The organism is Janthinobacterium sp. J1-1, assembly GCF_030944405.1.
Classification (GTDB): Bacteria; Pseudomonadota; Gammaproteobacteria; order Burkholderiales; family Burkholderiaceae_D; genus Janthinobacterium.
The window spans coordinates 5,363,858-5,388,706 of sequence record NZ_CP132339.1 but is presented as its reverse complement, the minus strand read 5'-3'; the positions used below and the strand labels follow the sequence as shown (position 1 = coordinate 5,388,706).

Genomic DNA, 24,849 nt, shown 5'->3' with positions numbered 1-24,849 from the left:
GATGAGCAACCCCCTGAAAATCGTCGTCCTGGGCCATGGCATGGTCGGGCATAAATTCCTCGAACGCCTGGCGCTGGAAAACAATACGCGTTTGTCGGTGACGGTACTGTGCGAAGAGCCGCGCCCGGCCTACGACCGTGTGCACCTGTCCGAGTTTTTCAGTGGCAAATCGGCGGACGACCTGTCGCTGGTGGCGCCCGGCTTTTTCGACCGGGGCAATGTGGCGTTGAAGTTGAATGCGCGTGCCATCGCGGTCGATCGGGCGGCGAAAACCGTCACCGTCAGCACCGGCGAGCTCCTCGCCTACGACAAGCTGGTCTTCGCCACCGGCTCGACCCCGTTCGTGCCGCCGCTGCCGGGCAAGGACCGCGACGGCTGCTTCGTCTACCGCACCATCGAAGACCTGGAAGCGATGCTGGCCTGGGGCGACAAATCCAGGACCGGCGTGGTGATCGGCGGGGGGCTGCTGGGCCTGGAATGCGCAAAAGCGCTGCGCGACCTGAAACTCGAGACCCACGTGGTGGAATTCGCGCCGCGCCTGATGGCGGTGCAGGTCGATGAAGGCGGCGCGCGCGTGCTGCGCCGCAAGATCGAGGAACTTGGCGTCACCGTCCACACGCAAAAGAACACGCTGGCCATCGTCGACGGCGAGGCGGCCACGCACCGCATGCAGTTTGCCGACGGCAGCCACCTGGAAGCGGACATGATCGTCTTCTCGGCCGGCATTCGCCCGCGTGACGAGCTGGCGCGCGCCTGCGGCCTGGAAGTGGGCCCGCGCGGCGGCATCGCCATCGACGACAGCTGCGTCACGTCCGACCCGGACGTCTACGCCATCGGCGAATGCGCGCTGTGGGGTGGGCTGATTTTCGGCCTGGTGGCGCCCGGCTACGAAATGGCCCGCATCGCGGCGCGCCATGTGCTGCAGGAGGAGGGCGAGGCGTCGTTCAAGGGCGCCGACATGAGCACCAAGCTCAAACTGATGGGCGTGGACGTGGCCAGCCTGGGCGACCCGCACGGCAATGCGCCGGGCAGCCGCTCCTACCAGTTCATGGACGAGCGCAAGCAGATCTACAAGAAAATCGTCGTCTCCGACTGCGGCAAATACCTGCTGGGCGGCGTGATGGTGGGCGACGCCAGCGAATACGGCACCCTGCTGCAGATGATGCTCAATAAAATCGAGCTGCCGGAATCACCGGAATTCCTGATCCTGCCGCAGGCGGATGGCCAGCAGAAGGTGGGCCTGGGCGTGGACGCCTTGCCCGACGGCGCGCAGATCTGCTCGTGCAATGACGTCTCGAAAGGCGCGCTGTGCGCGGCGGTGGCCGATGGCGCCACCACCATCGGCGCTTTGAAATCCTGCACGAAAGCCGGTACGGCCTGCGGCGGCTGCGTGCCGCTGGTGACGCAGATCATGAAGGCGGAAATGAAGAAGCAGGGCATGGCGGTCAACAACCATGTCTGCGAACATTTTGCCTACACGCGCCAGGAGCTGCACCACCTGGTCCGGGTCGGCAAGATCCGCAGTTTCAATGCGCTGCTGGCCGCGCACGGCCACGGTCTCGGTTGCGACGTGTGCAAGCCTTTGGCGGCCAATATCCTGGCCTCTTGCTGGAACGATTTCGTGCTCACGCCCGTGCATGCCAGCCTGCAGGACAGCAACGATTATTTTCTCGGCAATATCCAGAAGGACGGCACGTATTCGGTGGTGCCGCGCATGGCCGGCGGCGAAGTGACGGCCGATGGCCTGATCGCGGTCGGCACGGTGGCGAAAAAATACGGCCTGTACACCAAGATCACGGGCGGCCAGCGGGTCGACCTGTTCGGCGCGCGCGTGGATCAGTTGCCGGCGATCTGGGAAGAACTGATCGCGGCCGGTTTCGAGTCGGGCCACGCCTACGGCAAGTCGCTGCGCACGGTGAAATCGTGCGTCGGCTCGACCTGGTGCCGTTACGGTGTGGCCGACAGCGTGGGCTTTGCAATCGAACTGGAAAACCGCTACAAGGGCTTGCGCACGCCGCACAAGATCAAGTTCGGCGTGTCCGGCTGCACCCGCGAATGCGCCGAAGCGCAAGGCAAGGATATCGGCCTGATCGCCACCGAAAAAGGCTGGAATCTGTACGTGTGCGGCAATGGCGGCATGAAGCCGCGCCATGCGGAGCTGATTGCGTCGGATCTCGATGAAGCCACCCTGGTGCGCTATGTCGACCGCTTTCTGATGTTCTATGTGCGCACGGCCGACCGCCTGCAGCGCACCAGCGTGTGGCGCGACAATCTCGAAGGCGGCCTCGATTACCTGAAGCGCGTGATCATCGACGACAGCCTGGGCCTGGGCGCCGAACTCGAAGCGGACATGCAGCACGTGGTCGACACCTATGCGTGCGAGTGGAAGATGGCCGTCAACGACCCGGCCGTGCGCCAGCGTTTCCGCCATTTCGTCAACAGCGACAAGAACGATGAAAACGTGGTGTTTGTCGAAGAGCGCGGCCAGATCCGTCCCGCCACCGAACTTGAACGCCGCAGTACCGTGATCCCCATCCTTGCCGTGGAGGCTTGATTCATGAACGCGATTAACGAACTTTCCGGCGTCACCGCCGACAACTGGATGGCCATCTGCCAGCTCGACGATATCGTGCCCGACACGGGCGTGTGCGCGCTGCTGAAGGGCCGCCATGTGGCCGTCTTCCGCATCGGCGACAGCAGCCCGAAGATCTTCGCCATCGATAATGTCGACCCGAACGCGGGCGCCTCGGTGCTGTCGCGCGGCCTGGTGGGCAGTTTAGGGGAGCGCATCGTGGTCGCCTCGCCTATCTACAAGCAGCATTTCGACCTGCACACGGGCGAGTGCATCGAAGCGCCCGAGCATTCGGTGGCCGCCTGGCCAACGCGCGTGTTCGGCGGCATGGTGTGGGTGGCGCTGTGAATGCCGCAGTCAATGCCAACGCCCGGCCATCCTTGGTGGTGGTCGGCAACGGCATGGCCGGCATGCGCACGGTGGAGGAATTGCTGAAACTGGCCCCGGACCTGTACGACATCACCGTCTTCGGCGCCGAGCCGCACGGCAATTACAACCGCATTTTGCTGTCGCCGGTGCTGGCTGGCGAAAAGACGGTGGATGACATCATGCTGCACACGCGCGAGTGGTATGCGCAGAACGGCATCACCCTGCATGCGGGCGACCCGGTGGTGCGCATCGACCGCAAGGCGCGCACCGTGCAATCGCTGTCGGGCATCAAGGTGAGCTATGACCGCCTGCTGCTGGCGACCGGCTCCACGCCATTCATCGTGCCGGTGCCGGGCCATGAACTGCCAGGCGTGATCGGCTTTCGCGATATCGACGACGTCGACACCATGCTGCGCGCGGCGCGCGAGCACCGCCACGCGGTGGTGATCGGCGGTGGCCTGCTGGGACTGGAAGCGGCCAACGGCCTGCAGCGCCAGGGCATGGACGTCACCGTGGTCCACATGAGCGGCAGCCTGATGAACCAGCAGCTCGATGCCCCGGCCTCGATGTTGTTGAAAACGGCACTGGAAGCGCGGGGCCTGCGTTTTCTGATGCATGCGCAGACCGCCGAAATCCTCGGCACCGGCCGCGTGCAGGGCGTGCGCTTTGCCGACGGCAGCTCCATCCCGGCCGACCTGGTGGTGATGACGGCCGGCGTACGGCCGAACATCATGCTGGCCAGGGAAGCCGGCCTGCACTGCGAGCGCGCCATCGTCGTCGATGACTGCCTGCAAACTTATGATCCGCGTGTGTATGCCGTCGGCGAATGCGTGCAGCACCGGCGCGCCACGTTCGGCCTGGTGGCGCCGATCTGGGAGCAGGCGCGCGTCTGCGGCGCGCACCTGGCCGGCGCCGGCCATCGCCGCTATGTGCAGCAGGCCAGCGCGACGAAACTGAAAGTGACCGGCATCGACCTGTATTCGGCCGGCGACATCATCGGCGGCGAGGGCAGCGAAGACCTGGTGCTGCGCGATCCGCGCCGCGGCGTCTACAAGCGCCTGGTGGTGCAGGGCAACCGCTTGGCAGGCGCCGTGCTGTATGGCGAGGTGCAGGACGGCCCCTGGTATTTCGACCTGATACAGAAGCGCAGCGACATCAGCCGCCTGCGCTCGCACCTTTTGTTTGGCCAGGCCTTGTGCGGCCAGGCCGCCTGACATTGCAGAACAGGACAGCCCCATGACCATCAGCACGCCCGTGAAAACCACTTGCCCTTATTGCGGCGTCGGCTGCGGCGTCGAAGCGACCCGTTTGCCCGATGGGGCGATCCGCATCGCCGGCGACGCCAGCCATCCGGCCAACCTGGGCCGGCTGTGCGTGAAGGGCTCGGCCCTGGGCGATACCGTCGACCTGGATCAGCGCCTGCTCTACCCGCAGGTGCGCCAGGATGGCGAGAACGGCGCGCTGGCGCGCGTCTCCTGGGATGCCGCGCTCGACAAGGTCGCCGGCGGCCTGCGCGCCATCATCGATCAACACGGTGCCGATGCGGTGGCGCTGTATGTCTCGGGCCAGCTGCTGACGGAAGATTATTATGTCGCCAACAAGCTGATGAAAGGCTATGTCGGCAGCGCCAATATCGACACCAATTCCCGCCTGTGCATGTCGTCGGCGGTGGCCGGCCACAAGCGCGCGTTCGGCGAAGACATCGTGCCGGGCTGCTACGAGGACCTGGAACTGGCCGACATGGTGGTGCTGGTGGGCTCCAACACGGCCTGGTGCCATCCGATTTTGTTCCAGCGCATCGCGCGCATCAGGGAAAGCCGGCCACAGATGAAACTGGTGGTGATCGACCCGCGCCGCACGGCCACCTGCGAGCTGGCCGACCTGCACCTGCCCGTCAAACCCGGCACCGATGTGTGGCTGTTCAACGGCCTGCTGTGCCATCTGGCGAAAGAGGGCGTGATCGCCGACGATTTCGTCACGAAGCACAGCAGCGGTCTCGATACAGCGCTGGCGGCCGCCCATGTCGACTGTGCCGATCCCTTGCAGGTGGCGAAAATCTGCAAGGTCGATCCGCAGGCGCTGCTGGCGTTCTACCGCGATTTCGCCGCCACGCGCAAGGTCGTCACCGCCTATTCGCAGGGCGTGAACCAGTCGTCGAGCGGCACCGACAAGGTCAACAGCATCATCAACTGCCATCTGGCGACGGGGCGCATCGGCCAGCCCGGCATGGGGCCGTTCTCGCTGACGGGCCAGCCGAACGCCATGGGCGGGCGCGAAGTGGGCGGCCTGGCCAATATGCTGGCGGCCCACCTGGACCTGGACAAACCACGGCACCGCGAAGCCGTGCAGACCTTCTGGGATTCGCCCGCCATCGCCGGCAAACCGGGCCTGAAAGCGGTCGAGCTGTTCCAGGCCATCGAGGCGGGCACCGTCAAAGCCGTGTGGATCATCGCCACCAATCCGCTGGTCAGCATGCCCGACGCCGACCAGGTGCGCCGCGCGCTGGACCAGTGCGAACTGGTGGTGGTGTCCGACATCAGCGCGCAGTCCGATACCAATGCGTATGCCGACGTGCTGCTGCCGGCCCTGGGCTGGGGTGAAAAAGACGGTACGGTGACCAACTCCGAGCGCCGCATCTCGCGCCAGCGCGCTTTTTTGCCGGCGCCGGGCGAGGCGCGCGCCGACTGGCAGGTGCTGTGCCAGGTGGCCACGCGCATGGGTTACGAGGGCTTCGATTTCACCTCGCCGCAAGCGATTTTCGACGAGCATGCGCGCCTGTCCTCCTTCCGCAACGAGGGCGAGACGGCGCGCCTGTTCAACCTGTCGCACCTGGTGGCGCTGGACGCGGCGCGCTACGAGGCTTTGTCGCCGCAGCAATGGCCGCAAAATCAGCCACGTTTGTTCGGCGACGGCTGCTTTGCCCATGCCGACGGGCGTGCGCGCTTTATCGCCACCACGCCGCGCGCGCCGCACAACCTGCCTGACGAGGATTTTCCGCTGGTGCTCAATACGGGCAGGGTGCGCGACCAGTGGCATACCATGACGCGCACCGGCAAGGCGGCCCGCTTGTCGGGCCATATCGCCGAATCGTTCATCGACATCCACCCGCAGGACGCGCTGCTGTACAGCGTGCGCGAAGGCGAGCTGGCGCGCATTTCCAGCCGCTGGGGCGCGATGGTGGCGCGCGTGGTGCATGGCGGCGGCATCGCGCGCGGCCAGGTGTTCGTGCCGATCCACTGGAGCGACGCCAATGCCTCCGACGCGCGCGTGGGAGCCGTCGTCAATCCGGTGGTCGATCCCGTCTCGGGTGAACCGGAATTCAAGCATACGCCGGTCCGCATCGAACAGTTCCGCGTGCACTGGCATGCGTTTGTATTGAGCCGCACACCGTTGAAGCTGGACGGCGTGGCGCACTGGACGCGGGTGCAGGGCGAGCAATTCCTGCGCTACGAGCTGGCAGGGCGCCATCGCCTCGACGACCTGGCCGGCTGGGCGCGCGATTTGCTGGGCGTGACGGATCTTGATGCCGACTGGCTCGATTATGCCGACGCCAGCGCGGGAGTCTATCGCGCGGTGCACCTGGAAGAGGGGCGCATTGCGCAATGCGTGTATGTGTCGCCACGCCCGGACCTGCCGTCGCGCGCCTGGCTGGCCGGCCTGTTCGCGCACGCGCAGCTCGACGCGGCGGACCGTGCCGGCGTGCTGCTGGGCCAGCCGATTGCCAAAGGCATGGACGCCGGCCCCACCGTGTGCTCGTGTTTTGGCGTGGGCCGCAACACGATCTGCGCCGCCATCCGCAAGGATCACCTGACGACGACGGCGCAGGTGACTGCCTGCGTCAAGGCGGGCGGCAATTGCGGTTCCTGCGTGCCGGAGATACGCCAGCTGATCGCGGTGGTGGCGGCCGAAGCGCTGGCCGAGCGCGCGGCATAGGCTGTAATGCCGTTCAGTTAAGCTGTCAGACGCATGTCAATGCGTAAGGATTAGAAACGTAAAAATGGCGTGCCGGAGTGAACTGACCCCAAATAGTTGGACGGTTTAATTTGCTAGCTGATCAAGAACTGAGTTCTGTACTGCACAGGACTCAGCCCTTTTAGCTTGAGCTTGATACGGTCATGATTATAGTAGTGAATGTACTTTTTGATGCCCCGCTGTAGTTCCTCGACACTAGTAAATTTATTCAGATAGAAGAACTCGGTCTTGAGCACGGCGAAGAAGCTTTCCATGGCTGCGTTGTCGAGGCAGTTTCCTTTGCGGGACATACTTTGTTCCAGCCCCTTATCGCTCAGCATTTTCTGGTATGCAGGCATCCGATATTGCCATCCCTGGTCAGAATGTAGCAAAGGTTTGTCTTTCGCTTTCAGTTTGGTCAGCGCCTTCTGGAGCATGGAGCTCAAAAGTGGATCCATCAGTCAAGACACTTTCCCGACTAATTTAAGCTGTGCCCGTTTCCACTGCTCCAGCTGCTCGGCGCTGACCCGTATTGCTCTCTTCCTGTGACTTCTTCTTGTCGTCACCAAACCGGTCGACGATCAGCGCACCGCCGCCAACCCCGTCGCGGTAGACTTGGTCGGGCGTCTGGTAGCTCAGCGATTGGTGCGGCCGCTCAGCGTTATAGAACGCGAAATACTGCGCCAGGCCCACCGTCAATTCCGCCATATTGGCGTATCCTTTCAGATACACATCCTCGTACTTCACGTTGCGCCACAGCCGCTCGACGAAGATGTTGTCCAGCGCCCGACCGCGCCCGTCCATGCTGATGGCGACGCCTTCGCGCTTGAGCACGTCGGTGAAGCCCGTGCTGGTGAACTGCGAACCCTGATCGCTGTTGAACAACTCCGGCTTGCCATGCTGGCGCAAGGCGTCCTCCAGGCAGTCCACGCAGAACGACGCGTCCATGCTGTTGCTGAGGCGCCAGGACAGCAACTTGCGGCTGTACCAGTCGATGATCGCCACCAAATACGCGAAGCCCCGCGCCAACCGGATGTAGGTGATATCGGTCGACCATACGTGATTAGGACGCGTCACGGGCACACCGCGCAACAGGTACGGATAGACCTTGTGCTGCGGATGCGCTCGGCTCGTATTCGGCCCCGGCGCCATGCCCGCCAGCCCCATGCCGCGCATCAGACGCTGCACGCGCTTGCGGTTGACTACATGGCCCGTCGCGCGCAGGAACACGACCATGCGCCTGCTGCCATAAAAAGGCCGACTGGTGTATTCCTCGTCAATCAGCGCGCTCAGCTTCAGGTCGCTCTCGTCCTCGCATGCCTGCCGGGATGCCGCGTCGATCCGGCGGTACACCGTCGCGCGCGGCACGCTTGCCAGCTCGCATTGGCGCGTCAGCGGCAGCTTCTCGTGCCCGGCTTCGATCCAGCCCAAGCGCGCCTCCTGGCTCACGGCCCCAGCTTTTTTTTAAGCCAGTCCACTTCCATCTTCAGCCGACCGATCTCGCCGTATAGTTTGTCCTCGGGACTGCTTTCATCGATCGGCTTGGGGCCGCGCTTGGTGTCGAACAGCGCGCCGGCGTTCTCCAGGATTTCCTTTTTCCACTGGCCCACCAGCACCGGATGCACGCCGAACTCTTGCGCGATCTCCGTCACCGTCTTGACGCCGCGAACGGCCTCCAGACCGACCTTGGCCTTAAACTCGGCCGTGTGTACCCGACGTTTTTTACCTTCACTCATTTGCTGTCATCCTTTCACGGACCACAGCTTAAACCATCGTCTCAGATTCGGGATCCACTATACTCACCAGCGTGAACACGGGCCGCCTAGCCGTTTCAAACGCAACGATTTCACCGTTATACAAGTCCATCACCGGCGACAGATACAGCTTCTCGCCAGCGACGTTAAACTCCGTCACGTCCGTTACCCATTTCTGATTCGCTACCTCTGCCTGAAATTGACGCTGCAAGATATTGGTCGCTGGCTGGCCAACTTCGCCCTTGTACGAGCGATATTTCTTCGGCCGTACCAATGACCTCAAGCCCAGCTGGGTCATCTGGCGTTGTACCGTCTTATGGTTGACTTGCTGGCCCAACTGCCGAAGAGCGAGTGTCACGCGTCGATATCCATAACGCCCCTTGTGGCGTGCGAAAATGGTTCGAATTTTCTGCTTCAATGCATCATGCTTGTCGGCCACCTGCGCAACCTTTTGCTGATAGTAAAAGGTACTGCGCGGCAGGCCGGCCAGCTTGAGTAAGTCTGTCAGAGAAAATTGCTGCCTTAGTTCAGCGACTACTTGTGCTTTTTTCGCACTGTTGTCTGCTGCTCTTGCTGCTGCTGAACCAAGGCTTTCAACTTTTTTAGGTAGGCATTCTCCATGCGCAAGAAGTTGACCTCCGCGAGCAGTTCTTCGCGGCTACGAGTTTCATCATCTACGTGGGTTACAGGCTGAGGCGACTGAGGGGTAGGCATATTTTTAGGTTTGCCGCGCTGTCGCGGCTTCAGAGCGTCTATACCGCCACTATGATAGCAGCGCTCCCATAGCGAGATGCATTTCCCGCCGCGGATATTAAATACTGCTGCAGTCTGGCGATAAGAGAGTTTGTTGGCCCACATGTGCTCCAATACCTGCAAGCGCCGCTCTACCGGATAGTGGGTAAACTTCTTCTCCAAACCAGCTTGCCCATGAACGTTATACAAAGAGAGCCAATGTTCAACCATCGAATGATGGATGCCGTACTGGCGGGCGACCGTCTTGGCTCCTGCTTCACCTCGTACACATTGCTGGATAACGTCCAGTTTGAATTGCATACTGTACTTTGCCATAAAAAACCCCGAAAGTTCGTGTCCAACTTTCGGGGGTCAGTTCAGAGACGCGCGCCTGAGAAAATGCCGATGGCGGCGTTGCAGCTCCTCGCCGACCATGCGTACTGTCTGCGTCGCTGCGCCTTGCCCTCGACATTTTTCAGGCGCGCTTGGCCCGGTGTGCCTGTGCGGGCGACCGGGTTTTTAATCCGTTTTGCAGGTTTGCCGGGAGCGTAGGGACACTAACTGAACGGCACTACGGCATAAGCTGTCTTTTTTGTTCCTGCTTTGTTATATTTCCTGTCACGACAGGAGAGCAGATGAAGCAAGCACAAAGCAGGGCGGCCACGGTCTGGCTGACGGGATTGAGCGGCGCCGGCAAGACCAGCATAGCCGGGGCGCTGGCGCAGCGCCTGAAGGCCGACGGGCGCGCCGTCACGGTGCTCGATGGCGACCTGCTGCGCCATGGCCTGAACCGCGACCTGGGCTTCACGCCGCAGGACCGGCATGAAAACATCCGCCGCACGGCCGAAGTGGCGCGCCTGATGAACGAGGCGGGGCTGGTGGTGATCGCGGCCCTGATTTCACCCAACCGCGCCGACCGCGCCATGGCCGCCGCCATCATCGGCGCCGCCCACTTCATCGAAGTGCATGTCAGCACGCCGGTGCAGGTGTGCGAAGCGCGCGATCCCAAGGGCCTGTATGCGCGCGCCCGCGCCGGCCAGATTCCGCAATTCACGGGCGTCTCCGCCCCCTATGAAGCGCCGCTGTCGCCGGCACTGACGCTCGATACCGAGCAACAGGCGCTGGAGGACTCGGCCGGCCAGTTGTACCGCCATCTGCTGGCGCATGCGACCCTGTTGTAAGTCTGCCCGTGTCGCCCATGGGCATGGACAATTTGGTATTATATCGTAAAGCAATATTATTTTTTTGCCTGCCGGTGCACGCGCCAGGACTGGCGACGACGATAGCAGGGGCGCAGCGCCAGGAAGTCCCGGACCCCTGATTCCATGAAAACGAGACTACGCAAGAGCATCGGCAAAACCCTGCCCGCCAGCCTGAAGGCGCGCATGAGCGTGGTTGTCTTCCTGCTGGTGCTGGGCGCCGTCGCGCTGCTGGCGCTGGCCACCCTGGCCGTGGCCGAGCGCGACATGCGCGGCGTGACGAGCCAGCAGCAATATGCCTCGCTGGCCAGCGCCGCCGTGTTCATCGATGAAGAGCTGGCGACCAAGCGCGATGTGCTGCGCGTGATGGCCGACAGCCTGGCCGCGCAGGACGTGCATGACCAGGCCGGCCTGCAGCGCTTCCTGTCCGCCCAGACGGTGCTTGGCAAGGAGTTTTTCACGGCCGGCCTGGTCGGTCTCGACGGCAGCGTGCTGGCAAGCCTTGGCCCGGTCAAGCCGCGCGCCGGCGCAACGGTCAAGGACCGCCCCTATTTCACGCAGACCCTGGAGCGGAAGCGCTCGGTCGTTTCCGAGCCGCTGCAAGGCAGCATCTCCGGCATGCCCATCGTCGTCGTCACGCAACCCGTGTTCGATGCGCGCGGCCAGGTGCGCCTGGTGCTGGCGGCCAGTGTCAACTTGCGCCAGCCCGATTTCCTGGGCCGGCTCGACGCGCTCAAGCCGGGACCGGGCGGCCATCTGTACATCATGACGGAACAGGGCATCGTCATCGAGCATCCCGACAAGTCGCTGATCATGCGCCATATCGGCGCGCTGTGCCCGCCCAGCGTGCCGACCCGCAGCGCCATGCAAGGCTTCCAGGGGGCGATGGCGGGCAAGACCAGCCATGGCGACGACGCCCTGTTTGCCTACCATCGCATCGCCAGCACCGGCTGGATACTGGCCTCGGTCTACCCCACGCGCGATGCCTTCGCGCCGCTGCGCGCCATCCGCAGCAAGATCTTGCTGGCGGCGCTGGTGCTGGCGGCGCTGGCGGGCCTGGCCGGCTGGCGCGTGGTATTGCGCCTGCTGCGTCCGCTCGAACGCCTGCGCAGCCAGGTGCACCAGATCCGCCGCCACCGGCTCGGCATCGAGGCGCTGCAGATCGAGCGGCGCGACGAGATCGGCGACTTGAGCCGCGATTTCTATACCCTGGTGGCCGAACGCGAACTGGCCGAGACACAGACGCGCGACAGCGAACGGCGCTTGAAACTGCTGACCGATCACGTGCCGGTGGTGATCGTGTATATCGACCGCGAACACCGCTACCAGTTCATCAACGCCACGTTTGAAAAATGGTTCGGCATCTCGGCCAAGGAGGGCATGATGCGCTCGATCAGCGAGGTGCTGGGCGAAGCGGCCTATCAGCTGCGCGAGCAGTACCTGCGGCGCGCGTTTGCCGGCGAGGAGGTGGAATATGAATTCACGGTCGATGACGGCGCACCCGAGCGCGCCGGCAACGGCCGCGCCTTCCAGACCAGCTACGTGCCCGACGTCGACGAGCGTGGCGTGGTGATCGGCGTGTATGGCCTGATCCATGAAATCACCAAGGTCAAGGCGGTGCAGTCGGCGCTGCGCTTCGCCGCCGGCACCGATACCCTGACGGGCATCGCCAACCGGCGCCGTTTCGACGAACACCTGGCGCAAACCATGGCGCGCGCGCAAGCGGCGGATGCGTCGATGGCGCTGGCCTATCTCGATATCGACCGCTTCAAGGCGATCAACGACAGCCTGGGCCACCAGGCCGGCGACGAAGTGCTCAAGGAATTTGCCCAGCGCTTGCTGCGCAGCGTGCGCGCCAGCGACCTGGTGGCGCGCCTGGCCGGCGACGAGTTCGTGATCGTGTTCGAGGGCGTCAGGAGTGCGGCGGAAGTGCGCCAGATCGGCGCCAAGATCGTCGACGCCATCCGTGTGCCGTTCGCGCTGGACAGCGGCCCTTTGAGCGTGACCACCAGCATCGGCATCGCCATCTACCACGAAGGCGAGCTGACGCCGGAACAACTGCTGAACCTGGCGGACCAGGCGCTGTACCAGGCCAAGGGCCAGGGCCGCGATGGCGTGGCCTTGATGGACGGCAGCGTCTAGTTCAGCGGCTCGCTCTTGAGCTGGTGCGTGCGCGCCACTTCCTTCATCGCCACCAGCAGGTTCTCGCGCAATTCCGGCGGCAACTGGCCGAAGAATTCCTCGTCGTTCTGGTCGGCCATGCCAGCCAGCACCGGCACCAGCGCTTCGCCTTCGCTGGTCAGCTCGATCGAGTGCTGGCGGCGGTCGGCCAGCAGGATCGATTTGCTGACCATGCCCTTGCCTTCCAGGCGGTCGATCAGTTTCGAGACGGCGCCCTTGCTCATGCCGGCCACTTGCGCCAGCACGGTGGGCGAGGTGCAGCCGAGGCGGAACATTTCGCGCAGCACCACCCATTCGGACACCGTCACGCCATTGGCTTCGGCTTTTTTCTGGAAGCTGTGCGACACATGGTTGGAAACAAAACGCAGCCAGTAGCCCAGGTGGGCTTCCAGCTCGCTGACGCTGGCCGCATTGGCCGCGTTGGTGGCACTGGCGGGGGCCGGCATGGTGGCCGATTCAATATTGTGGTTCATCTGTTTTCCTTCACTGGGCAGCATCGGGCAGGGTCGGGGCGCTTGCGGTCGAGTGCATGGTTGTCGGTATGCGTGCGGGAGGCGGCGTTCCCGCCGTTGCCGGGAGAGCGCTGCGCCACAAGTTTTTCTTCCTTCCGCTACCGTCGCGACCAGTCATGGCAAGCATGCAATAGTGTTGCCAGAGAGGAAGATTAAAAAACCAACTCTTGTTGCCTCAATGGTAACAGGATTTTTGGGTTTTGCTAACTATTTCATTGCGTTAAGTGAGATTGTCCACACATGGCGGCATTGCACCGCCATTTTCCTGCCCGGAAAGGACCTCAGAACCTCAGCCGGCCACCACCAGCTTGACGGCGGCGTCGCGCAAGACCTGGGCAAACAGCGCCGGCGGCGGGGCGTCGGTAAACAACATGTCGACCTGGGCCAGGTCGGCCAGGCGCACCAGGGCCTTGCGGCCGAACTTGTGCTGGTCGGCCACCAGCCACACTTCGCGCGACTGCTCGATGATGGCTTGCGCCACCTTCACTTCGCGCGCGTCGAAGTCGCGCAGGCTGCCGTCCTCGTCGATGCTGGAAATGCCGATGATGCCGATATCGACCTTGAACTGGCGGATGAAGTCGATGGTGGCTTCGCCGACGATGCCGCGGTCGCGTCCGCGCACCACGCCGCCGGCGACGATCACTTCGCAGCCGGGATTGTCGGCCAGGATGGCGGCCACGTTGAGGTTGTTGGTCACCACGTGCAAGCCCGTGTGCTGGCCCAGCGCGCGCGCCACTTCCTCGGTGGTGGTGCCGATATTGATCAGCAGCGAACAGCCATGCGGCACCTGCAGCGCGACGGCGGCGGCGATGCGGCGCTTCGCTTCGCTGTTGAGTACCTGGCGCTGGCTGTAATCGATGTTTTCCACCGACGAGGGCAGGCCGACGCCGCCATGGTAGCGGGCCAGCAGCCGCGCTTCCTCCATCTGCTTGACGTCGCGGCGCACGGTCTGCGGCGTCACTTTCAATTGCTGGGCCAGTTCTTCGACCGACACGGTCAGGTGCTGGCGCACGGCGTCGAGCAGGCTGCGCTGGCGGGGATTGAGGATCATGGTGCATTCTTTCTTTATAAACGAACAGAAACGAACAGGTAATGATGAAAATATGTTGCCATGAGTTCGTATTCTGGCGTAATCTTATTCATCTGGCATATGAATTATATCTTTATTGATTACAACGACATGGAGTTTTGATGGTGGCAGCACAGGCGAGCACGAGGATGGAATGCGATCTGCTGGTGGTCGGCGGCGGCATCAATGGCGCCGGGATCGCGCGCGATGCGGCGGGGCGCGGCCTGTCGGTGGTGCTGTGCGAAAAGGATGACCTGGCGTCGCATACCTCGTCCGCTTCGACCAAGCTGATCCACGGCGGCCTGCGCTACCTCGAATATTATGAATTCGGTCTGGTGCGCAAGGCCCTGATCGAGCGCGAAGTGCTGCTGCGCTCGGCGCCCCACATCATGTGGCCGCTGCGTTTCGTGATGCCGCATGCCCAGGGCCAGCGCCCGGCCTGGCTGATCCGTGCCGGCCTGTTTCTGTACGATATGCTGGCGAAACGTGAACTGCTGCCGGCCTCCAGCAGCATCACCCTGAACCGCCATGCGGCCGGCCAGCCCTTGAAGCCGCAGTTCAAGCGCGGTTTTGTCTACTCCGACGGCTGGGTCGACGACGCCCGCCTGGTGCTGCTCAACGCCCTTGATGCGAAGGAGAAGGGCGCCACGGTCCTGACGCGCACGCGCTGCGCCAAGCTGGTGCGCGAGGCCGATCACTGGCAGGCCAGCCTGCAGCAAGGCGATGGCGGCACGGTGCAGGTGCGCGCGCGCAGCGTGGTCAACGCCACCGGCCCGTGGACGGCCGACTTCCTGAAGCAGGCGGCGCCCACCGCCCAGGGCCGCCATTTGCGCCTGATCAAGGGTAGCCATATCGTCGTCAAGCGCCTGTTCGAGCATGATCACGCTTATATCTTCCAGCACCCGGACGGGCGCATCGTGTTTGCGATTCCTTACGAGAACGATTTCACCCTGATCGGCACCACCGATCTCGATTACCAGGGCGACAGCGGGAAAGTTACGATCGACGAGGCGGAAATTAGTTACTTATGCCAACTTTCCAGTTACTATTTCAGCAAGCCCATCGTGCCTGCCGACGTGGTCTGGACCTATTCCGGCGTGCGGCCGCTGGTCGAAGATGCATCGGCGCAAGCCAAAGCCGTGACGCGCGATTACCGCTTCGAGCTGGACCGCGAAGGCGCGCCGCTGCTGAGTATTTTCGGCGGCAAGATCACCACCTTCCGCAAGCTGGCGGAAGAGGCGGTCGACCTGCTGGCGCCCTTGCTCGAAAACAAGCGGGGGCCATGGACGGCGCAAGCCTGCCTGCCGGGCGGCGACGTGTTCGGCAAGGTGCCCGACAACCGCGCGGTGAGCGAGTTCGGCGCCTTTATTACCGGCTTGCAGCGCCAATATGGCTGGCTGCCGGCCAGGCTGGTGGCGCGTTACGCGCGCGCCTATGGCACGCGCATCCATGCGCTGCTCGACGGGCGCGCCAGCGTGGCGCAGATGGGCGAGGAGGTGGCCAGCGGGCTGTACGCGGCCGAGGTCGATTATTTGCGGCGCCATGAATGGGCCGTCAGCGCCGCCGACATCTTGTGGCGGCGCTCCAAGCTGGGCTTGCATTTGCCGGCCGGTACGGAGCAGCTGCTCGATGCCTGGCTGGCGGCGCATCCCCTGTAGCAGTACGTAGTAGTAGCAAGCGGCAAGCGACCATGCCCCGACAGAGGGCGCGGCGACCATACCTGGAGGAGACGACGTGCAACTTGACTTGAGCGAGATCAGCAAGCAGCAGGGTGCTGACACTTATCTGTATCCGATGTCGCTGGCGCTGGTGCCGGGCGCCATCAATGTGCTGCTGGGCACCACGCGTGCCGGCAAGACCACCTTGATGCGCGTGATGGCGGGGCTGGACAAGCCCACGTCCGGCAAGGTGGTGGCCGATGGCGTCGACGTGACGGGCGTGCCTGTCAGCCGGCGCAACCTGGCCATGGTCTACCAGCAATTCATCAATTACCCCGCTTTTTCCGTCTACGACAATATGGCGTCGCCCCTGCGCCTGCGCAAGGAGCCGGAAGCGCAGATCCGCGGCAAGGTGCTGGCGCTGGCCGAGCGCCTGCATATCACGCCCTACCTGGAACGCCGGCCCGGCGAATTGTCGGGCGGCCAGCAGCAGCGCACGGCGCTGGGCCGCGCGCTGATCAAGGATGCCTCCCTGCTGCTGCTCGACGAGCCGCTGGTCAATCTCGACTACAAGTTGCGCGAGGAATTGCGGCGCGAACTGACGGAACTGTTTTCCAGCGGCAGCACCACCGTGGTCTATGCCACCACCGAGCCGCTCGAAGCGCTGCAGCTGGGCGGCCATGTGGCGGTGCTGCACGAAGGCCGCTTGCTGCAGCAGGGCCGCACGCTCGACGTCTTCAATGCGCCCAACAGCATCGCCGTGGCGCGCACCTTCAGCGATCCGCCGATCAACCTGATCGACGCCCAGCTCGACGCGCACGGCGTGGCGCAGGCCGCCGATGGCCTGTCGATTCCCTTGAGTCAACAGCAACTGGCGGCGCTGGCCGGCCAGCGGCAAATCACCCTCGGCGTGCGCGCCCACAGCCTGCACCTGGCGCCGCAGTCCGGCGATGACCTGGCGATCGCGGCGCAGGTGGACCTGGCCGAAATCAGCGGTTCGGAAACCTATGTCCACGCGCGGCGCGGCGCCCTGGCGCTGGTGGCGCAACTGGGCGGCGTGCACAATCTCGACATCGGCAGCGCCTGCACCGTGTATTGCCAGCCGCAATCGCTGTTCATCTTTGGCGCCGATGGCGGCCTGCTGTTCGCGCCACAGGGAGGAGCGTGACATGGCGCGTATCGAACTGGTCGACCTGGCCCACGCCTACAAACCGAACCCTTCCGCGCCCGCCGACTACGCGCTGCGGCCGATGAGCATGAGCTGGCAGGACGGCGGCGCCTATGCCTTGCTGGGGCCGTCCGGTTGCGGCAAGACCACCTTGCTCAATATTATTTCCGGCCTGGTGAAACCGTCGCATGGCAAGGTGCTGTTCGACGGCAAGGACGTGACGCAACTGCCGACCGAGGCACGCAATATCGCGCAGGTGTTTCAGTTTCCCGTTATCTACGACACCATGACCGTGCACGACAACCTGGCTTTTCCGCTGCGCAATCGCGGCTGGAAGGAAGCCGAAGTCAGGAAGCGGGTGCAGCAGGTGGCGCAGATGCTGGAATTGTCGAGCGACCTGAAAATGCGCGCCAGCGGCCTGTCGGTGGACGCCAAGCAGAAGATCTCGCTGGGCCGTGGCCTGGTGCGGCCCGACGTGGCCGCCGTGCTGTTCGACGAACCGCTGACGGTGATCGATCCGCACCTGAAATGGCTGCTGCGCCGCAAACTCAAGGAAATCCATCACGAACTGAAGCTCTCCCTGATCTACGTCACGCACGACCAGGTCGAAGCGCTGACCTTTGCCGACCAGGTAGTGGTGATGACGCAAGGCGAAGTGGTGCAGACCGGCAGCGCGCAGGCGCTGTTCGAAGCGCCCGAGCATACTTTTGTCGGCTACTTTATCGGCAACCCCGGCATGAACTTGCTTGAATGTACGGTCGTAGATGGCCAGGCACGGGTGGCGGGACAATTCCTGGCCTTGTCCGAACCGGCGCGCGCGGCATTGTCGGGTGCGCAGGGCAAGATCACCGTGGGCGTGCGGCCCGAGTTTGTCGAGTGCGTGAGCGCTGGCCAGGCTGGCGCCGATACCCTGGCCGCCACCGTGCTGGCCGTGCGCAATATGGGCACGCACTACCTGGCCGAGTTCCAGCTGGGCAGCGTGACGGTGGCGGCCAAACTGCGCGCCATCGACGCGGTGGCGGGCCAGTCCGTGCGCTTGCGCTTTCCGCCTGAGCGCACCTTGTACTACCTTAACGACAAACGGGTGGCTTGATGAAAACCGATAACAACCGTGCCTGGTTTCTGATTTTGCCCGTGCTGTTGTGCGTGGCGTTTTCCGCGATTTTGCCGCTGATGACGGTGGTAAATTATTCCGTGCAGGATATTTTGAGTCCCACGCAAAAAGTGTTTGTCGGCACCGAATGGTTCCGCATGGTGATGCTCGACGGCGACCTGCACAGCGCCTTGCTGCGCCAGCTGCTGTTCTCGGGTTCCGTGCTGGCGATCCAGATTCCGCTGGGCATATTGATCGCCCTGTGCATGCCGGCCGATGGCTGGAAGGCGTCGCTGGCGCTGGTGCTGATCGCGCTGCCGCTGCTGATCCCCTGGAACGTGGTCGGCACCATCTGGCAGATCTTCGGCCGCGGCGATATCGGGCTGATGGGCTATACCCTCAATGCGCTGGGCATCGCCTATAACTACAACGGCAATTCGCTCGACGCCTGGCTGACCGTGATGGTGATGGATATCTGGCACTGGACGCCGCTGGTCGCGCTGCTGTGCTATGCGGGCCTGCGCGCGATACCCGACGCCTATTACCAGGCGGCACGCATCGACGGCGCCTCGCGGCTGGCCGTGTTCCGCTATATCCAGCTGCCGAAATTGCGCAATGTGCTGATGATCGCCGTGCTGCTGCGCTTTATGGACAGCTTCATGATCTATACGGAACCGTTCGTGCTGACCGGCGGCGGACCGGGCAATGCCACCACCTTTTTGTCGCAATACCTGACACAGAAAGCCGTGGGGCAGTTCGATCTGGGACCGGCCTCGGCCTTCTCGCTGATTTACTTCCTGATCATCCTGCTGTTCTGCTTCGTGCTGTACACCTGGATGCAACGCGTGGGTACGGGAGACCAGAAATGATGAACAAGAAAATCAGTGGCGCCATCCTGCTTGCCTTCCTGGTCGCGTCCATGTTGCCGATCTACTGGATGTTGAACATGTCCTTGAAAACCAATGAGGAAATCGTCGGCGTGTTGAGCCTGTGGCCGCAGCAGCTGACGTTTGCCAACTACCACACCATCTTTACCGACCCGTCCTGGTACAGCGGCTATATCAACTCGATGATCTATGTGGCATTGAACATGGTGCTGTCGGTCACCGTCGCCTTGCCGGCCGCGTATGCGTTCTCGCGCTATAACTTTGTCGGCGACAAGCATTTGTTCTTCTGGCTGCTGACCAACCGCATGACGCCGCCGGCCGTGTTCCTGGTGCCGTTCTTCCAGCTGTATTCCACTGTCGGCCTGATGGACACCCACCTGGCCGTGGCGCTGGCGCACATGGTGTTCAACGTGCCGCTGGCCGTATGGATACTGGAAGGCTTCATGACGGGCGTGCCGAAGGAAATCGACGAGACGGCATATATCGACGGCTACAGCTTTCCGCGCTTTTTCGTGCAGATTTTCCTGCCGATGATCAAGTCCGGCGTGGGCGTGACGGCCTTTTTCTGCTTCATGTTCAGCTGGGTCGAACTGCTGCTGGCGCGCACCTTGACGTCGGTCAACGCCAAGCCGATCGCCGCCACCATGACGCGCACCGTGTCGGCGGCCGGCATGGACTGGGGCGTGCTGGCGGCGGCCGGTGTCTTGACCATCGTGCCCGGCGCGCTGGTGATCTGGTTCGTGCGGCATTACATCGCCAAGGGTTTTGCCATGGGGAGGGTGTGAGATGGAACCAAATGTAGACAGCACAGCCAGCCTGTTCGGCTGGATGGCATGGACGCCGGAAGTAGCGATCTTTTTTTGCTGCATCGGCTTGATGCTGGCCGGCATGACGATCTGGCAGATCCGTTCGCCCAGCATCGAACGAAAAGGTTTCCTGCCGATGCCGACCACGCGCGGCGACCGCCTGTTCGTCGGCCTGCTGGCGGCGGCGTATGTCAACCTGGCCTGGGCCGGTTTTACCGAATTTCAACAAACCATAGGAGCGGCAATCAGTTTTGTACTGTTATTGGTAGTGATGCGTTGGGGATGAAGTCGTAGATGCGAACACCGTGCCGCTTTCGGCAGCGCGGATGACAACTATAAAGGAGAATCACGATGAAATTGCAGTGTACAGTCCTGGCGGCGGCAGCCGCGCTGCTGGTGTCGGGTGCGGCCCTGGCCGACGTCAAGCAGGCGCAAACCTGGATCGACAAGGAATTCCAGCCTTCCAGCCTGAGCAAGCAGCAGCAGCTCGATGAAATGAAATGGTTTATCGACGCGGCCGCCAAGCTGAAAGCCAAGGGCATCAAGGAAATTTCCGTGGTGTCGGAAACCATCGACACCCACGTCTACGAATCGAAGACGCTGGCCAAGGCCTTCGAGGAAATCACCGGCATCAAGGTGCGCCACGACATCATCCAGGAAGGCGATGTAGTGGAAAAGCTGCAGACCTCCATGCAGTCGGGCAAAAGCATCTATGACGGCTGGATCTCGGATTCCGACCTGATCGGCACCCACTACCGCTACGGCGCCGTCGAGCCGCTGTCCGACTATATGGCGGCCAAGGGCAAGGAGTTCACCAATCCCGGCCTGGACCTGAAGGACTTTATCGGCATCAGCTTTACCACCGCGCCGGACGGCAAGGTGTATCAGCTGCCCGACCAGCAGTTCGCCAACCTGTATTGGTTCCGCGCCGACTGGTTCGCGCGCAAGGACTTGCAGGCCAAGTTCAAGGCCAAGTATGGCTATGAGCTGGGCGTGCCGCAGAACTGGTCCGCCTATGAAGACATCGCCGACTTCTTTACCAATGACGTGAAAGAAATCGATGGCAAGAAGGTGTACGGCCACATGGATTACGGCAAGAAAGATCCATCGCTGGGCTGGCGCTTTACCGATGCCTGGCTGTCGATGGCCGGCGCGGCCGACAAGGGCATTCCGAACGGCATGCCGATCGACGAGTGGGGCATCAAGGTGGCCCCCGACAAGTGCACACCGGTGGGCGCCTCGATGTCGCGCGGCGGCGCCACCAATTCGCCGGCGGCCGTGTTTGCGCTGACCAAATATATCGACTGGATGAAGAAATACGCGCCGCCGCAAGCGAACGGCATGAATTTCTCCGAGTCCGGCCCGGTACCGGCCCAGGGCGAAATTGCCCAGCAGATTTTCTGGTACACGGCCTTTACGGCCGGCATGGTGAAGCCGGGCTTGCCGGTGGTGAACAAGGACGGCACGCCGAAATGGCGCATGGCGCCGTCACCGCACGGCCCGTACTGGAAGGATGGCATGCAGAACGGCTACCAGGACGTCGGTTCCTGGTTCCTGTTCAAGTCGACGCCGGACGACCGCAAGGCCGCCGCCTGGCTGTACGCGCAATTCGTGACCTCGAAAACCGTGTCGCTGAAAAAATCCATCGTCGGCGTGACGTTCATCCGCGATTCCGATATCCGCCACGAGTATTTCACGAAGCACGCCAATGAATACGGCGGCCTGATCGAGTTCTACCGCAGCCCGGCCCGCGTGGCCTGGACGCCGACCGGCAACAATGTGCCCGATTATCCGAAGCTGGCGCAGCTGTGGTGGAAGAACGTGGCCACCGCGATCACCGGCGAAAAATCGCCGCAGGCCGCGATGGACAACCTGGCCGAGGAAATGGACCAGGTCATGGCGCGCCTGCAGCGGGCCGGCATGAAGGCGTGTGCACCGAAACTGAATGCCAAGGGCGACCCTAACCAGTATCTGTCGGACCAGCACGCACCATGGAAAAAGCTGGCCAATGAAAAACCAAAAGGAGAGACCATCGCCTACGATAAATTGCTGCAAGCTTGGAAAGAAGGCAAGGTAAGATAAACTGCCGCGCTGTCATGAGGGCGCAAGCACCCAGTCGCTTGCGCCTGTTTTTACCGGTTTTTTTGTAGTAGCAGACAATGACTAAATACATACTCGCTTTAGACCAGGGCACCACCAGTTCGCGCGCCATCCTGTTTGACCATGCCGGCCACCTGCACGCCTGCGCCCAGGGCGAATTTCGCCAGATCTTTCCGCAGCCGGGTTGGGTCGAACACGACGCGAACGAGATCTGGGACTCGCAGCTGGGCGTGCTGCGCCAGGTCATGCGCGACAGCGGCGTGGCTGCAGCGGACGTGGCAGCCATCGGCGTCGCCAACCAGCGCGAAACCACGGTGCTGTGGGACCGCGCCACGGGCCAGCCGGTGGCCAACGCCATCGTCTGGCAAGACCGCCGCAACGCCGCCTTCTGCGAGCAATTGCAGGCGGAAGGCAAGGCCGAACTGATCCAGCAAAAAACCGGGCTGGTGCTGGACGCGTATTTTTCCGCCACCAAACTCAAATGGCTGCTCGACAACGTGCCCGGCGCCCGCGCGCGGGCCGAACGGGGCGAGCTGGCCTTCGGCACCATCGACAGCTGGCTGATCTGGAAGCTGAGCGGCGCCCATCTTACCGACACCAGCAATGCCTCGCGCACCATGCTGTTCAATATTCATGCCCAGCAATGGGATGGCGACCTGCTGGCGCTGCTCGATATTCCCGCCTCCTTGTTGCCGCAAGTGGTGCCGTCGAGCGGCGTGGCCGCCCACACGCATGCCGAGTTGCTGGGCGTGTCCTTGCCGATCGCCGGCATCGCGGGCGACCAGCAGGCCGCCACCTTCGGCCAGGCCTGTTTGAAACCGGGCATGGCGAAAAATACCTATGGCACCGGCTGCTTCATGCTGATGAATGTCGGCAAGAAGCCGCTGCCATCGAAAAACCGCTTGCTGAGCACGGTCGGCTGGCGCCTCGGTAACGGCCCCGACAGCACCGATTACCTGCTCGAAGGCAGCGCTTTTGTCGCCGGTGCCGCCGTGCAATGGATGCGCGATGGCCTGGGCATCATCGAGCACTCGTCCGAAGTCGAAGCGCTGGCCACCAGCGTGCCCGACACGGGCGGCCTGGTCTTCGTGCCGGCGTTTGCCGGCCTGGGCGCGCCGTACTGGGACCCGTATGCGCGCGGCACCCTGATCGGCATCACGCGCGGCACCGGCAAGGCGCATATCGCGCGCGCGGCGCTCGAAGGCGTGGCCTACCAGAACGTCGACGTGCTGTCGGCGATGCAGGATGACGCCGGTATTGCGCTATCCGAACTGCGCGTCGATGGTGGCGCCGCCCGCAACGACATGCTGATGCAGTTCCAGTCAGACATCCTGAACGTGCCGGTGGTGCGACCCGAAGTGACGGAAACGACGGCGCTGGGCGCGGCCTACCTGGCCGGCCTGGCCGTGGGCTTCTGGAGTTCGCTCGACGAGATCGCCTCGCAATGGCGGGTGGCGCGCCGTTTCGACCCAAAAATGGCGGACGACGAGCGGCTGACGCGCCTGCATAAATGGCAACGGGCGGTGGAACGGTCGCGCGACTGGAGCGAATGAGGTATCACTTTTTCAGATAGTACACCGCGTAGCCGATGGCTTCGCGCGGTGTCGAGTACAGGTCGCGCAGCTCGCCATAGGGGGCGTGCACCTGGGCGCTGACAGTGACGCCGGCGCGCTCCAGCGCCAGCCGGAAGCGCGGCACATGAAAGTATTGGGTGGCCACCATGGCGGTGGTCAAGCCATGCGCTTGCAGGTAGATGGCGGCGTTCCTTGCCGTCGCTTCCGTGGTCCGGCCCTGGTTGTCTTCGATAATCGCCGCCGCCGGCACGCCCTGGCGTTTCAGATAGCCGGCCATGGCGGCCGCTTCGTCAAACCCTTCCTTGCCGGTGCCGCCGCTGACGAAAATGCGCGGCGCCTGCCGGTTCCTGAATTGTTGTAGCGCCACATCGAGCCGCGCCTGCAGGCGCGGGCTGGGCGTGCCGTCCGGCGCCACCGTATTGCCGGGCACCACGATCATGTCGGCCGGCGCGATCTGGTCATCGAGACCGGCGGCAACGATGGCCGCCGACGCCAGCAGCAGGGTAGCGGGAAAAATCAGCAGGTATTTGAGCATGGCGCATCATACCTGCCGGCAGCTTTTCAAGCCTGGCGCGCGCGCTGGCTGGACAGATAAATATTGTCCTTGGCCAAAGGCTGGCCTTCCTGCACCGCCTTGAGCCAGTCGGCCGTGCTGGCCACGGCGGCAAAGTTTGAATGGAACACGGTGCGGTAGACGCGATGGATTTCCTCGGCGCTGGCCTGGCCGGCCGCGTTAGCGTAGGGCAGGGAACCGCTGGCGTCGATCAGGAATTCCACCTGCAAGCCGTCGTGCGATGCCTGGTAGATGGTGGCCGCGTCGCAATTGTGCGTCATGTAGCCGACGATGGTCAGCGTGTCGATGTTCTTGGCAGAGAGCCATGTACGCAGATCCGTGCCGGCAAAGGCACTGCCCATGGTCTTGTGGAGATGATGGTCGGCTTCGATGGCGGCCACTTGCGGGTGCAACTGCCAGCTGGCGCTGCCCTTGGCGAAAACCGGCGAGCCTTCCGGCGCGTCGTGCTGCACCACGATCACGGGCACGCCGGCCGCGCGGGCGGCGTGCATGGCGGCCGTGATATTCGGCAGGGAAAGTTCGACCGGTGGATATTCGATCGGCAGCTGGCCGGTAAAATATTCGTTCTGGACATCGATGACCAGCAGGGCGCGGCGCGGGGTGGCGTTGGACATGGCGTTTCCTTTCAAGGTGGACTGAGGACCATTCTG

Annotated in this window: 19 protein-coding genes and 2 pseudogenes; 14 read left to right on the top strand and 7 right to left on the bottom strand. The window is 63.1% G+C overall.

Translation table 11 applies throughout. The annotated features are described in order from the left end of the window. Window position 1: 1 nt before the first annotated feature. From nirB to Q8L25_RS24675, 4 genes are read left to right on the top strand one after another with little or no spacing between them, the layout of a single operon-like run. Window positions 2-2,554: a nitrite reductase large subunit NirB gene (gene nirB / locus Q8L25_RS24690; RefSeq protein WP_308921913.1), complete on the top strand. Its 2,553-nt coding sequence runs from the start codon at window positions 2-4 to the stop codon at window positions 2,552-2,554. A gap of 3 nt (window positions 2,555-2,557) precedes the next feature. After that, window positions 2,558-2,920, top strand: coding sequence for a nitrite reductase small subunit NirD (nirD, locus tag Q8L25_RS24685; protein WP_308921912.1), 363 nt, complete (start codon window positions 2,558-2,560; stop codon window positions 2,918-2,920). 53 nt (window positions 2,921-2,973) lie between these two features. Continuing rightward, window positions 2,974-4,155, top strand: coding sequence for an NAD(P)/FAD-dependent oxidoreductase (locus Q8L25_RS24680; protein WP_374694326.1), 1,182 nt, complete (start codon window positions 2,974-2,976; stop codon window positions 4,153-4,155). 22 nt (window positions 4,156-4,177) lie between these two features. After that, window positions 4,178-6,874, top strand: coding sequence for a molybdopterin-dependent oxidoreductase (locus Q8L25_RS24675; protein WP_308921910.1), 2,697 nt, complete (start codon window positions 4,178-4,180; stop codon window positions 6,872-6,874). Between the two features lie 113 nt (window positions 6,875-6,987). On the opposite strand, the pseudogene Q8L25_RS24670 reads toward Q8L25_RS24675, so the two are convergent. From Q8L25_RS24670 to Q8L25_RS24660, 3 genes and pseudogenes are all read right to left on the bottom strand, one after another. Further along, window positions 6,988-7,341: pseudogene (locus Q8L25_RS24670) on the bottom strand (transposase); the annotation flags it as partial. 34 nt (window positions 7,342-7,375) lie between these two features. Next, window positions 7,376-8,628 (bottom strand): IS3 family transposase gene (locus tag Q8L25_RS24665; protein WP_308921909.1). Its coding sequence is split into 2 segments (ribosomal slippage): window positions 7,376-8,349 and window positions 8,349-8,628, totalling 1,254 coding nucleotides; the frame shifts between segments, so codons are not numbered across the junction. Window positions 8,629-8,683: 55 nt separating this feature from the next. Next, window positions 8,684-9,714: pseudogene (locus Q8L25_RS24660) on the bottom strand (IS3 family transposase); the annotation flags it as partial. Window positions 9,715-10,013: 299 nt separating this feature from the next. On the opposite strand from Q8L25_RS24660, the gene cysC reads away from it, so the two are divergent. Both cysC and Q8L25_RS24650 read left to right on the top strand, forming a co-directional pair. Next, window positions 10,014-10,559, top strand: a complete 546-nt coding sequence (gene cysC, locus Q8L25_RS24655; RefSeq protein WP_374694198.1) for an adenylyl-sulfate kinase — start codon at window positions 10,014-10,016, stop codon at window positions 10,557-10,559. Between the two features lie 144 nt (window positions 10,560-10,703). After that, window positions 10,704-12,719 carry a diguanylate cyclase domain-containing protein gene (locus Q8L25_RS24650; protein WP_308921908.1) on the top strand — a complete coding sequence of 672 codons (2,016 nt, stop codon included), beginning with the start codon at window positions 10,704-10,706 and terminating at the stop codon, window positions 12,717-12,719. Here the strand turns inward: Q8L25_RS24650 and Q8L25_RS24645 are convergent. Further along, window positions 12,716-13,231 carry a MarR family transcriptional regulator gene (locus Q8L25_RS24645; protein WP_308921907.1) on the bottom strand — a complete coding sequence of 172 codons (516 nt, stop codon included), beginning with the start codon at window positions 13,229-13,231 and terminating at the stop codon, window positions 12,716-12,718. The two genes, Q8L25_RS24650 and Q8L25_RS24645, sit on opposite strands and share 4 nt — an antisense overlap. A 328-nt stretch (window positions 13,232-13,559) precedes the next feature. Then, entirely contained in the window at window positions 13,560-14,321 is a 762-nt protein-coding gene (locus tag Q8L25_RS24640) for a DeoR/GlpR family DNA-binding transcription regulator (protein ID WP_308921906.1), read from the bottom strand. 167 nt (window positions 14,322-14,488) lie between these two features. Between Q8L25_RS24640 and glpD the strand changes: the two genes are divergently transcribed. The 8 genes from glpD (at window position 14,489) to glpK (ending at window position 23,604) form a co-directional block, all read left to right on the top strand. Next, complete coding sequence (glpD, locus tag Q8L25_RS24635; protein ID WP_308921905.1) at window positions 14,489-15,997, top strand: glycerol-3-phosphate dehydrogenase; 1,509 nt, start codon at window positions 14,489-14,491, stop codon at window positions 15,995-15,997. A gap of 76 nt (window positions 15,998-16,073) precedes the next feature. After that, a complete protein-coding gene (locus Q8L25_RS24630; protein ID WP_308921904.1) occupies window positions 16,074-17,165 on the top strand; it encodes an ABC transporter ATP-binding protein in 1,092 nt (363 codons plus the stop codon). A gap of 1 nt (window position 17,166) precedes the next feature. Next, window positions 17,167-18,258: an ABC transporter ATP-binding protein gene (locus Q8L25_RS24625; RefSeq protein ID WP_308921903.1), complete on the top strand. Its 1,092-nt coding sequence runs from the start codon at window positions 17,167-17,169 to the stop codon at window positions 18,256-18,258. Further along, entirely contained in the window at window positions 18,258-19,127 is an 870-nt protein-coding gene (locus Q8L25_RS24620) for a sugar ABC transporter permease (protein ID WP_308921902.1), read from the top strand. The genes Q8L25_RS24625 and Q8L25_RS24620 overlap by 1 nt, the downstream gene beginning before the upstream one ends. Then, window positions 19,127-19,930: a carbohydrate ABC transporter permease gene (locus tag Q8L25_RS24615; protein ID WP_308925795.1), complete on the top strand. Its 804-nt coding sequence runs from the start codon at window positions 19,127-19,129 to the stop codon at window positions 19,928-19,930. Before Q8L25_RS24620 ends, Q8L25_RS24615 begins: the two co-directional genes overlap by 1 nt. A gap of 31 nt (window positions 19,931-19,961) precedes the next feature. After that, window positions 19,962-20,237 (top strand): DUF2160 domain-containing protein, encoded by a 276-nt coding sequence (locus tag Q8L25_RS24610; RefSeq protein ID WP_308925794.1) that lies wholly within the window; start codon window positions 19,962-19,964, stop codon window positions 20,235-20,237. 65 nt (window positions 20,238-20,302) lie between these two features. Next, a complete protein-coding gene (locus Q8L25_RS24605) occupies window positions 20,303-22,033 on the top strand; it encodes an ABC transporter substrate-binding protein (RefSeq protein ID WP_308921901.1) in 1,731 nt (576 codons plus the stop codon). Window positions 22,034-22,110: 77 nt separating this feature from the next. After that, window positions 22,111-23,604 (top strand): glycerol kinase GlpK, encoded by a 1,494-nt coding sequence (gene glpK, locus Q8L25_RS24600; RefSeq protein WP_308921900.1) that lies wholly within the window; start codon window positions 22,111-22,113, stop codon window positions 23,602-23,604. Between the two features lie 4 nt (window positions 23,605-23,608). Here glpK and Q8L25_RS24595 read toward each other — a convergent pair whose 3' ends face one another. Both Q8L25_RS24595 and Q8L25_RS24590 read right to left on the bottom strand, forming a co-directional pair. Further along, complete coding sequence (locus tag Q8L25_RS24595; RefSeq protein ID WP_308921899.1) at window positions 23,609-24,160, bottom strand: YdcF family protein; 552 nt, start codon at window positions 24,158-24,160, stop codon at window positions 23,609-23,611. A 26-nt stretch (window positions 24,161-24,186) separates the two neighbouring features. Continuing rightward, complete coding sequence (locus tag Q8L25_RS24590; protein ID WP_308921898.1) at window positions 24,187-24,813, bottom strand: cysteine hydrolase family protein; 627 nt, start codon at window positions 24,811-24,813, stop codon at window positions 24,187-24,189. Between the last annotated feature and the right edge of the window lie 36 nt (window positions 24,814-24,849).

Excerpts from the sequence above, each read along its gene's own strand:
- glpD (WP_308921905.1), top strand. The coding sequence starts at position 14,489 with ATGGAATGCGATCTGCTGGTGGTCGGCGGCGGCATCAATGGCGCCGGG.
- cysC (WP_374694198.1), top strand. The coding sequence starts at position 10,014 with ATGAAGCAAGCACAAAGCAGGGCGGCCACGGTCTGGCTGACGGGATTG.
- Q8L25_RS24620 (WP_308921902.1), top strand. The coding sequence starts at position 18,258 with ATGAAAACCGATAACAACCGTGCCTGGTTTCTGATTTTGCCCGTGCTG.
- Q8L25_RS24595 (WP_308921899.1), bottom strand. The coding sequence starts at position 24,160 with ATGCTCAAATACCTGCTGATTTTTCCCGCTACCCTGCTGCTGGCGTCG.
- Q8L25_RS24605 (WP_308921901.1), top strand. The coding sequence starts at position 20,303 with ATGAAATTGCAGTGTACAGTCCTGGCGGCGGCAGCCGCGCTGCTGGTG.
- Q8L25_RS24590 (WP_308921898.1), bottom strand. The coding sequence starts at position 24,813 with ATGTCCAACGCCACCCCGCGCCGCGCCCTGCTGGTCATCGATGTCCAG.
- Q8L25_RS24650 (WP_308921908.1), top strand. The coding sequence starts at position 10,704 with ATGAAAACGAGACTACGCAAGAGCATCGGCAAAACCCTGCCCGCCAGC.
- Q8L25_RS24640 (WP_308921906.1), bottom strand. The coding sequence starts at position 14,321 with ATGATCCTCAATCCCCGCCAGCGCAGCCTGCTCGACGCCGTGCGCCAG.
- Q8L25_RS24680 (WP_374694326.1), top strand. The coding sequence starts at position 2,974 with ATGGCCGGCATGCGCACGGTGGAGGAATTGCTGAAACTGGCCCCGGAC.
- nirB (WP_308921913.1), top strand. The coding sequence starts at position 2 with ATGAGCAACCCCCTGAAAATCGTCGTCCTGGGCCATGGCATGGTCGGG.
- Q8L25_RS24625 (WP_308921903.1), top strand. The coding sequence starts at position 17,167 with ATGGCGCGTATCGAACTGGTCGACCTGGCCCACGCCTACAAACCGAAC.
- Q8L25_RS24645 (WP_308921907.1), bottom strand. The coding sequence starts at position 13,231 with ATGAACCACAATATTGAATCGGCCACCATGCCGGCCCCCGCCAGTGCC.
- Q8L25_RS24615 (WP_308925795.1), top strand. The coding sequence starts at position 19,127 with ATGAACAAGAAAATCAGTGGCGCCATCCTGCTTGCCTTCCTGGTCGCG.
- Q8L25_RS24675 (WP_308921910.1), top strand. The coding sequence starts at position 4,178 with ATGACCATCAGCACGCCCGTGAAAACCACTTGCCCTTATTGCGGCGTC.
- glpK (WP_308921900.1), top strand. The coding sequence starts at position 22,111 with ATGACTAAATACATACTCGCTTTAGACCAGGGCACCACCAGTTCGCGC.
- nirD (WP_308921912.1), top strand. The coding sequence starts at position 2,558 with ATGAACGCGATTAACGAACTTTCCGGCGTCACCGCCGACAACTGGATG.